The sequence below is a fragment of the Actinomycetospora lutea genome (assembly GCF_028737205.1).
GTDB lineage: Bacteria > Actinomycetota > Actinomycetes > Mycobacteriales > Pseudonocardiaceae > Actinomycetospora > Actinomycetospora lutea.
On the sequence record NZ_JAQZAL010000060.1, the window covers coordinates 1 to 9,319 of the forward strand.

General features: G+C 65.3%; 9 protein-coding genes. 5 read left to right on the plus strand and 4 right to left on the minus strand.

Going from position 1 to position 9,319, the window contains the following annotated elements; genetic code table 11:
* On the minus strand, window positions 1-371 hold a 371-nt coding region (locus PHK61_RS31175), incomplete at its 3' end, for a histone-like nucleoid-structuring protein Lsr2 (RefSeq protein ID WP_274284930.1).
* A gap of 347 nt (window positions 372-718) precedes the next feature.
* On the opposite strand from PHK61_RS31175, the gene PHK61_RS32210 reads away from it, so the two are divergent.
* Window positions 719-1,405 carry a transposase gene (locus tag PHK61_RS32210; RefSeq protein ID WP_420791471.1) on the plus strand — a complete coding sequence of 229 codons (687 nt, stop codon included), beginning with the start codon at window positions 719-721 and terminating at the stop codon, window positions 1,403-1,405.
* Here the strand turns inward: PHK61_RS32210 and PHK61_RS31180 are convergent.
* A complete protein-coding gene (locus PHK61_RS31180; protein ID WP_274284931.1) occupies window positions 1,389-1,739 on the minus strand; it encodes a rhodanese-like domain-containing protein in 351 nt (116 codons plus the stop codon). The genes PHK61_RS32210 and PHK61_RS31180 overlap by 17 nt on opposite strands.
* Before the next feature lie 359 nt (window positions 1,740-2,098).
* On the opposite strand from PHK61_RS31180, the gene PHK61_RS31980 reads away from it, so the two are divergent.
* The gene (locus PHK61_RS31980; RefSeq protein ID WP_337994023.1) at window positions 2,099-2,254 is read left to right on the plus strand and encodes a hypothetical protein; all 156 of its coding nucleotides are present in this window, start codon (window positions 2,099-2,101) and stop codon (window positions 2,252-2,254) included.
* A 781-nt stretch (window positions 2,255-3,035) separates the two neighbouring features.
* On the opposite strand, the gene PHK61_RS31190 is transcribed toward PHK61_RS31980, so the two are convergent.
* The gene (locus tag PHK61_RS31190) at window positions 3,036-4,352 is read right to left on the minus strand and encodes a cutinase family protein (RefSeq protein WP_274284932.1); all 1,317 of its coding nucleotides are present in this window, start codon (window positions 4,350-4,352) and stop codon (window positions 3,036-3,038) included.
* Window positions 4,353-4,749: 397 nt separating this feature from the next.
* Between PHK61_RS31190 and PHK61_RS31195 the strand changes: the two genes are divergently transcribed.
* The gene (locus PHK61_RS31195) at window positions 4,750-4,980 is read left to right on the plus strand and encodes a hypothetical protein (protein ID WP_274284933.1); all 231 of its coding nucleotides are present in this window, start codon (window positions 4,750-4,752) and stop codon (window positions 4,978-4,980) included.
* 1 nt (window position 4,981) lies between these two features.
* On the opposite strand, the gene PHK61_RS31200 is transcribed toward PHK61_RS31195, so the two are convergent.
* On the minus strand, window positions 4,982-5,686 hold the full coding sequence (locus tag PHK61_RS31200) for a recombinase family protein (RefSeq protein ID WP_274284934.1): 705 nt from the start codon (window positions 5,684-5,686) through the stop codon (window positions 4,982-4,984).
* Window positions 5,687-7,077: 1,391 nt separating this feature from the next.
* Here PHK61_RS31200 and PHK61_RS31205 point away from each other — a divergent pair.
* Together PHK61_RS31205 and PHK61_RS31210 are read left to right on the plus strand one after the other, a co-directional pair.
* Window positions 7,078-8,190, plus strand: a complete 1,113-nt coding sequence (locus tag PHK61_RS31205; protein ID WP_274284935.1) for a hypothetical protein — start codon at window positions 7,078-7,080, stop codon at window positions 8,188-8,190.
* Between the two features lie 147 nt (window positions 8,191-8,337).
* Window positions 8,338-8,751 carry a hypothetical protein gene (locus tag PHK61_RS31210; protein ID WP_274284936.1) on the plus strand — a complete coding sequence of 138 codons (414 nt, stop codon included), beginning with the start codon at window positions 8,338-8,340 and terminating at the stop codon, window positions 8,749-8,751.
* Window positions 8,752-9,319 lie beyond the last annotated feature (568 nt).

Below are 9,319 nucleotides of genomic sequence, written 5' to 3' on the forward strand. Positions count from 1 at the left end.
TGGTGATAGGCGTCTGTGACTTCGCGGGGGATGCGGCCCCGATCGCTGACGGTCACGCCTTGCTTGCGCGCCCACTCCCGGATCGCCTGGTTCTGCTCGCGGTCGACCGGCGGGCGCCCACCCGTACCGTTGCTCTGGGCGCGGCGGGCTTCAGACCGTTGTCCCGATGAGGCGCCTGAGCTGCTACGACGGCGCCCGCCGGTGCGGCGGGCGTGCTCGAGGTAGTCACTGAGGGCGTCGCGCAGGGCAGCCGCATGGTCCTCAGACAGGTCGATCTCATAGGTCGCCCCGTCAAGCCCGAACTCGACGGTCTCGTCGGCTGGGCTCTGATCGAGGTCATCGAGGAGGGTGACCGTAGTTCGTTGTGCCATCGGTTCGCGCCTTTCGCTAGACGTGCTGCTCGGGAAAGCCCCTCGTCGCGTGGCTGGTGACGCCAAACCCAAACGAGACTATGATAAGCACGCAACCGACACTCTCACATCGCGTACCGCTCGATCGTGGTGCAGCGCACCCTCCGCCAATGGCAAGGAGAGCGAAGCGTTAGGCTGCGACTTGCGCGAACGAGCCGACCCGGAAAGCTCAAAGGGCTTCATCGATCCGAAGTGCCAGTTCCATGGGTCAACGAACTTGGGGCAGTTCCGTAGGTCGTATGGTTCGACCCCGGTTCGGCGGAGTCGGGTAGCGGGGAGTCTGGTCGCGTGACCCCTGAGGAGAGTGCGTGGGCAGGCGTGGTTATCCGCCGGAGTTCCGACGCAAGGTCCTGGACCTGGTCGAGGCCGGGCGCCCGGTTGTCGACGTCGCTAGGGACCTCGGGATCAGCGCGGAGTCGATCTACACGTGGCGTCGGCAGGACCGGATCGACGCGGGCCTGCAGCCTGGGCTGACTGTCACCCGAGGAGTACGAGCACCTGATAGACCGTCCACCTCGATCTCGAGCGGGCCCAGGACACGAAACACCTCCTCGACGGGCATCACCGGGTCGGCGCACCAACCTCTGGTCGGTCAGCCGAGCGGGCCGAGGGTCACGCGAGCAAGTCCCAGCTACGACTGTGTCCGAACCTGCGGCGAACCACTGCCCCGGCAAGCCGTTCCGCGCGCCCCAGTGATCGTGGAGGTCTCGACAGCGAGCTACGCGACGACAGTCGTCGTCGGGGCTGCCACGCGGGTGGTGGATCAGCTGCTGGGGCGGGTTCGGATATTCGAACTGAAACCCGGAGGGGCGCTCCGCCTCCGCTCGCCCGCTTGTCTTGCTAAGCGGCACGACCTCGGCGCCGTTGCCAGCTTCCGCAAGATCGCAGAGAGCCGCGGGCCGGCCGCCGACCCCTGTCCAAGGCTGTTTCGGCGGCGCAGCGGCGTCCTCGGTGCCCTCGACCGCCGGGTCCGCGGGCCTACCAACGGCGGTTGAGCGGGAGCCCGGCCGCGCTCCAAGCCCGTACTCCCCCTGTCACGACGTAGGACTCGACGCCGAGCTCGCCCAGGATGACGGAGGCATCGGTGATGCGCTCGGCATCAGCCAGGACGCCTACCCGGACGAGCACGGGGCGCCGCGCGCCGAACAGCAGCGCCCAGAGCTCGTCGTCGGGATCCCGTAGACGACCCGGCAGGTCCTGCAGCGCGACGGGCAAAGAGCCCGGAATGTGGCCGGCCGCGAACTGCTCGGCGACGCGAAGATCGAGCAGCGCGACATCGCGGCGCTCGAGTCCCTGGGCGAGCTCGTGAACAGACATCTCCTGATACACGAGCCCCCCAACAGATCACGCCACGGGTGCTGCCTTCCACCGCCCGATTCAGGCGATTATCCCCAAGCAGGGGAACCCAGAGCGACCAGCTCTTCTCGGAAACCGTTCTATGAGGCCGAGACACCGCCTCGCCCGGCGCCCAGTTCGCGTGGCGCTGACCCGAAGGTTTGATCATCAGGGTGAGAGGTGCCCGATCGACAATGCTCCGGAGTATCCGGGGGGTACAGATATCGGACGTCGGGATCACGTCCATACCGAACCACACCGTCTGCCAACGGCGGCGACAACATCGGGGTCTACGTCCCCCGTTTGCCGTCTCCGGGGGTCAGCGGGCTGATCGTCTAGGGGGGGGTGTTCTCGTGCTCGTCGCCGTCTGGGTCTCGGCCGGGAGGCTCCCCGCGACGCGGCCGCCCATCGCACGAGCCCTCGCCCGCTGGGGCCATGTCCTGCTGCCGGTCGTGCTGGTCGGGATCGGACTGGTCATCCTCATCGAAGGCGGCGCCTCAGGTCTCTGACCGCGACCGTTCGGACAGGCGCGCCTGAGCCGATTGCTCCTCGCGCGAGGCAAGATCGACCCATCAAGGTGTGGCGCGATCTCGGCGGCGCATCTCGGTGCGAATCCCACTAGTCACATCCACCTCTCTTAACTCATGCGCCCCATCAGCCCCACTGTTACACGCTGTCGGTGGGGGGAGGCGCATGGACGGGAACGACTGGCGCGGCCCGGACGAGGTCACCGTCGTGCCTGCCCGCAATGCCTCTCGAACGCAGTCTTCGCAGGCACACGTCGAGCCCCGTGATGTCGGGCGCGCGATCGTGCTCGACGCTCAGCCCTCGCCTCGATCGGCGCTAACGCGGCCGGATCCATCTCGGGGACCGGGGGCGACAGGTCGGGCGGGGATCCCCGGACAGCGTGTGTGGTCGGGCTCCGCCCACCGGGCGTCGATTTCGCCCGCGACGAGGCGGTCGATCGTGGCGATCTCGGTACTCCGCTCGGCACCGCGTGGGACGAGCCGCTCCGCGCGACGGAGGTGGGTCCTCGCGCTGGCGTTCGGACTGATCACCCTCGCCGCCGCCGGCGACGTCGGAGTGGCACCGCGTCCCCCGCCGGTCGCGCGCCCGCGGGAGGACGAGCTCGCTGTGGACATCCGCATCTTCCGTCCGGATCATGCCCTTGAGGAGTACGACCGGTGAGTCACCGCAACGATGGCAACTCCTACCGGGCACAGCGCGAACTACCACTTTACCTCCGCGCTGGCGAGACGAGCGCTATACGGGCTTCATTGCCCCGGAGCATCACAACCCGCCGGTATTGCCATACTCGTCGGCGCCGGGGCTGTCCTCGGGCGCACCTTCTTCCGGCACGCTTTCCTGAGGTGCGCTCTCTTCAGGTCCGCTCTCTCGGGATTCGCCCTCGTCCGGCGCGGTGACCTCGGAGTTGCTCTCGGAGCTTTCGCGTTCGGGTGTGCTTCTAGAGCTGCTCTCCGAGCTGCTACGTCCAGGCTCGCTGCTTTCGGGGGAAACTGGGACGGCCGGCAACTGCGCCCCGAACTCCTCCCATGTCATCGCGCAGCCGTGCAGGTTGACGGCTATCTCATCCACGAATTCGTTCTTGCCGTCCAAGGCACGCACAACGGTCGTACCGGGAGGTATCGGCAACGGCAACCCGGACGGTGGCCAGGTGATGGTCGCGATTGTGGATGCGGATGTGGACCCATCGGGATTGGTTCCATATGCGATCAGGCTTATTGATTTGCCAGGAGGTATATATGGGTCACGCACTATCAGCTTGTTCTCGGTGCATTCGAGGTGTGCGACGGGATGATCATGATAATGGCCCAGCAGCAGAGCCATCTTTCGCGCCGCTGCTTTCGCATAGCCTTGCTTGACGTACTCCCAGTGAGCTGCCCGTTGTGAGAAATTGAAAGAGGAAAGGCCGTCGCATGTTGTCCAGTCGCCGCCGATGCAACTAGAAATCACGTCCGCCTCGAAAGGTGGGTCTCCACGCGTTTCGCAGCCCGAGCGCAAAGTCCCACGCTGTGTGGGGTTGAACGGCCCACTGGCCAACGAGAGCGCCGCTTCTCGTTCTGTCACGTCGTCGTCGTAACAGAAGTCCGGATCACCAAACAAGGCGATACCCTCGACGGGGTATTTTGCCAATTCAGCGAACGACCGATGAATTACGGCGGCACCTGCAGAGTATCCAACCAGCACGACCTCAGTCTGCCTAGTATCGAGGCACTGCCCCGGAACCGCCTCAGCCAGATCTTCTTCTAGAAGTTTCTGCCCCTCCTTTATGCTGTTCTCGAAATCCCAACTGCCCGGGTACTCGCTCGCCAGCGGTTGCACATTGTGCGCACCCACCAAGTCCTTGAACTCAGCGAGGAATACATCCCCCACGCCTCCAAAGCCTGGTGTATCGGGCCAGGAACCGCGAACTCCGTATACCAAGTAGCGCGGACAGGGATCAGAGGTGAGAGACGCGTCGGTTGCAACGAGCGAAGACGCGAGCACTGTTGCGGCGGCTACGCTAAGCACCCCGGCGATTGCATTGCGTGACAATCCGTTCCAGGTCCACTTCTGTGAAGGCAGGAACTGATCAAGGCGGTCCACGGCGTCTCCCCCATCTGACGGTGGATGAGCGCGAAACTGTTACACACGAATGGGGCCGTGCGCGCCCGTTTGGAGATAGTTCGTCCGGTCAGAGCACACCGGCTGGCTGCGTCGAAGATATGTGACTACGTCGAGTCGTAGCTCATGCACACAAGACCCACCCGAGCTGCGGGCCCTGTTCGACGCGGTCGAGACCGAGCGCGGCAGCAGTGCCATGGTCCGCACCCGGCGGTGAGGTCGCGTGGTCGCTGACGGGCCGGCTCGCGGGCGTCGAGCACACCGCTCGGCCTGACGACGAGGACGAGCCCGGGGACCGAGAGACGCACGTGACCCTCGGTCTCGGTAGCGCCCGTGCGGCGCTGGAGCTCGACATCGACCACCCGGTCACGGTGCACGAGTGAGCGCCTCGCTGGGCCCGGAGCCGCCGCGCATCGTCCTGAAGTCCGGCGCAGTGCTGGAGTACCCCCAGGAGATGGCCGAAGACGTCCGAGGCGTGGACGACCTGCTCTCGTCGGGAGCGGCCAGCACCTGGATGACGGTCGGACCGCACACGACGGTGCACACCGACGAGATCGCGGCGGTGAGCTGGAGCGGCGACGTCCGCGTGGTGGGCATCCGTCAGCGCTGAGTTATGAGGCCAGACGCGCAGCGTCCTGACCGTGTGCGACCTGGCGGACGGTGTTCGGGAACCAGCGAGCGACAGGCTTCCCTGAGGGAGTGGGCACGCCGTCGGCGTTGAGCTCGCGGGCGATGGCCGACCAGCCGGCGCCGGCGGCGACCCGGTCCACCACCCGAGCGACGACCTCGGCCGGGGCAATCGACGGGCGGCCGAGGCGGACGCCCTGGGCGCGCTTCGCGGCGAGGCCCTCGCGGGTTCGCTGGCCGATGATGCGGCGCTCGTACTGCGCGGCCGAGGCGAGAGTGTTGGACACGAACTCGCCGGCGGGCGTGATGGTGTCGATGCCGAGGTCGAGCAGCACCAGGCGCCAGCCGTTGTCGCGGGCGCGGTCGAGCAGCCCGGCGAAGTCGCGGACCGAGCGGCTGACGCGGTCGAGCTTCGCGGTGACGAGCACGTCGGCGTCGCCGGCGTCGAGGCGCCTGAGCGCGGCCACGAGCTCGGGGCGCCCGTCGACGTTCTTGGCCGAGAGGCCCTCGTCGGCGACGACCTCGAGCTGCCAGCCCTCCAGCGCGGCGCGCGAGGTGAGCGCGGCGCGCTGGGCGTCGAGCCCAGCACCGGAGTCAACCTGATCGCCGCTGGAGACGCGGAGGTAACCGAGCGCCCGCACCGGGGCGTTAGCGGGGCGGTCCCGACGGGGACGGCGGGGGCTGGCCACGCCCTCACCTTAATGGAAACGGTCGTTTATATTTTGGCACCGCAGTCGATCACCTTGTCTAAAGGTCCGCGCGTGACCGCGTGACCGCTGGTCGGCGAACTTCGCCTGGCGACGGCCAGACCAGCCGCTCCACCGATGACCAAACCGGCAGCACCCCGCTGAGGAGCGACTGGGTCCAATTCCACTTCCACCACAGACCGGCAGCCCCCGGCGACAATCCGAACGGACCCGAGGTCAACTCCGACCAGGAGTGCCTGAACGGGGCCGAGTCCGCGACAGCCGCACGAGTGCGTGAGCGACGGCGCCAACCCGGTTGGGGCGCCCGGCCGTTGAATGCGCCTCCGCGAGGCAGCGATCACCTTCTACAAGAAGCTGCGCCGTACCGGATTACCGCCCAATTTGCTCGGGCTGCGATCCTTAGAGAGCTTCAAGTGCAAATTCGTGGATATGCCCAACGAGTAGCCCCGGCCTGCGGCCATGGGGCTACCGACGCCACCAGCGGCCCGCGCACCTTCCAGGAGGCGCGGGCCGGTGCGCCTGTCGGAGCTCCGCACTCCTCCGTTGGAGTTCTGCCCGCCGCGAAGTGGACCTCGTCGACATCATGAACTTGGCAACTCCAGCTCGACTTACTAGTGCTCCCTGCCGACAAGCGCGAATTCGGCATGAAGAGCCGAGCACGGAAGGGGCGGGGAGCGGAGGACTCGCCCAGGCCCGCCCCTCACCCGGCGCCAACAGGACTCAGCGTAATCACCCGTCCGGAGTCATCGAGAACAGCACTCAAGGTGACCGTGCGAGAGAACGCGAAACGGGAGACCCGTCCTTGAGTCTGCGGATCGCCTCCTCGCGCGTGCCACGAATGCATACCCCTGGAGCCCCGCTTCTTCGGAGCGACGTCAACCTAGACCACCAGCCCCTACCGGCTATACGAGCACCAGCAAGATCAGAACTCCGACGACCAGAAGTACCGGAGCCAGTACTGACGCGAACACGAGCGCGCGCCGGTACAGACTCTTGGAGCTGATGATCTTGTGGATTAGGTCTTGCCACGACATCTAGTCACCCCTTCCACGGCGGGCAGAGTTGCTTGAGACCCACCGACTGTCCTGCTCGGGGCTGAACGACCGCAAGCGTGAGGGCGACTGAAGTTCTGCGCTTTGGGAAATTGATCCCTCTTAGGGTAATCGAGCGTCGCTGATCCCGTGTCCTGTCCAGTGAGACGGACTGAACCGTCCTGAGTTGAACTGATACGATCTCTATCTTCCAGCTCAGGCGGGGTGCACGCTACAGCCAGTGATCGTGGGACGGGGCAAGCGAGCATACCGAATTCCATAGCATCGTCCGCAGAACTGGCGCGCGAGCTGAGCCGCATGCGGCGCGTTGCCAATCGCACAATGAAGGAGCTCGCCGAAGCCTCGGTGGCAATAGAAGGCTTTCCTTCGTTCTCCTCGGCAACTGCGCAACGCATCGTGACCGATGGAGCCGTACCAAAGGACGCAGACACTCTGGTCTGCCTCGCCAGGACCCTTCAAGGCGACCCGGAGCGAGATGAGTTCTGGCGCGAGGTCTGGCGCAATCTGTCTGCACAGCGTGACTCGACCAGAAATTTCCTCATCGAGCCCACCCAGGCTGAACCTTTGGCGCGAGAAGCGGGTCTCGTTGAAATCCGCTGGACTGGCACTGAAGTCCGGCTCGCCTTTGAACGAGAGGGCGCCGTCGCCACTGCGCGTCTAGAGATCGATACGATCTCCTCCCCGCGCGGCTGGGCGAATTTCGTGCCGAAGGGGTCGAACGAGGCAAGGTCATTCCTAGGATACTTTCTCGGGGTCAACGAGCTGCCGCCACCGAGGTGGGTCGTTTGGCGCAAAGAGAGCATTGAAGTTCCGATAGAAGGGATCGCCCCACAAGCGCTGAAAGAGACCATCGATTCGGCCGTTTCAGCCTCACCAGGCGTGCGCGATAATCACCCTCGCCCTTTACTCGAACAAGTACTTCGCGAGTCAGAAGTAGTATTTAACTGGAAAGTCGGCATGGACACCCGCATAAGCGCGGAGGAGGTGGAGGGCCTATTGGTCCTGATCGATAGCCACATAAGCGCCACCCGCCTGTCAGAGCTCACCTTCGTGGTTGACCACGAGATCGACCGCGTGCTTTATGCTCGTTCCGGCCTGACGAGGCGGCGCTTCGGCGACCCTTTAATGAGCAAAAGTGTAAGTTCCTGGGAGCTCGCGGATCGCTTGGAATGCTCGGTACTCGTCCTGCCGATAGCAGCTCGGGAAGCTGTCCGCTCGTGCAAAGGTAAGCGAATATATGGCGACGATCGATTCAGAGTCGGAAGTGCCCGAGCGATTCAGTCGTGGATAACGGAACGAGGACTCTCGGACAAGGACGACCCAGCACTCTTCAAGTATCTTGAATACGCGTTGATTGACCGGCTACTTGCGACTTCGCTCGCGGCTTTCACTGCTTTGTTCTTGCTGGCGATATTGTTGACCAAACTCTTGTAGCTATAACACTAGAAAAGAGCGAAGGAGAGCACACCGATAGTCCGGGGGGCGAACACCAATACCTGCAGGGAACCGTTGCATCGTCTTCCAGCACGGTCGTGAGCGGGCAGAGATCGGGCGCCGCCGCCCATGCCCCATGGCGTGGCGATGAGCACCAACAGCACTAGCACCGGGCTCGCGACGAGCGCCCACGGCCGACGGGCGGGAGGCCCCGACTCCCTCGCGCCGCCGGCCCTCGTCGTGATCCCCACGGGGTGGGCGTCGCTCACCATGATCGCCCGTTACACCCGCTCCCGAGGTGCAGGCCGGTTTCCGGTGGCCGAGCACTTGATCAGCCTCCAACAAGCCGCCGCCACCGTCTCGGCCGTCGTCACCCTGGTCACCGCCCTGGTTCTGCTGGCCCTGGTCAACGTCTACCTAAACCGGCTGCTGGCTGGGGGCTCAGCGCGCGGTGGTCGTGGTGGCGCGCGGTGTCGCCGGCGCGGCGGACTGGGTGTGGTCGTCGGAGGCGGGTTCGCCACGAGCACCGGGGCCATCGGGAGCTCGGGCTCGCCGGGCTGACAGTTGGGAACGGTGCTGCGGCCGCTGTTCCCCGACAGGAGCGCGAAGTAGAGCACCGAGGCGTAGCCACCATCAGCCAGGTGCAGCCAAGTCGCGCTCTCGCGCGCGGTGGGCGACGCGCCATCGGACACGTTCTCCCCAGAGATCGCGCACTCGATGATCACCCAGCTCTGCAGACCGCAGCTGACCAGACCATCGCTGCAGCCGAGATGGGGGCCGCGCAGCAGAACCAGCTCACCGAGCTCTACTTCAAGGCGACAAGTCAGCTTAGGGACGATGATCTTTCTGTACGACTCGGCGACATCTACGCCCTTGAGCGTCTCGCCATCGACTCCCAACGGGACCACCCCCGCCGTGGTTGAAGCGCTTAGCGCCTTCGTTTGGGAACACACCCGGCCCGATCGAGCTGTGAAGCCGACAGCCGCCAAGGTGCTTCCTTACCCTCGCCTTGGGCCACGTACTCGGGTCAGCAGCGATGTTCAAGCTGCGCTCTCGGTGATGGGGCGCCTACCCCCTAGGGCGTGTCTCTTGGATCACGACCGGGACCAGAGCACGAGGCTGGCGAGCA

What these genes read in the sequence shown, in the direction of transcription:
- PHK61_RS31205 (WP_274284935.1), top strand. Translation starts at nt 7,078, where the DNA reads ATGAAGGAGCTCGCCGAAGCCTCGGTGGCAATAGAAGGCTTTCCTTCG.
- PHK61_RS31210 (WP_274284936.1), top strand. Translation starts at nt 8,338, where the DNA reads ATGAGCACCAACAGCACTAGCACCGGGCTCGCGACGAGCGCCCACGGC.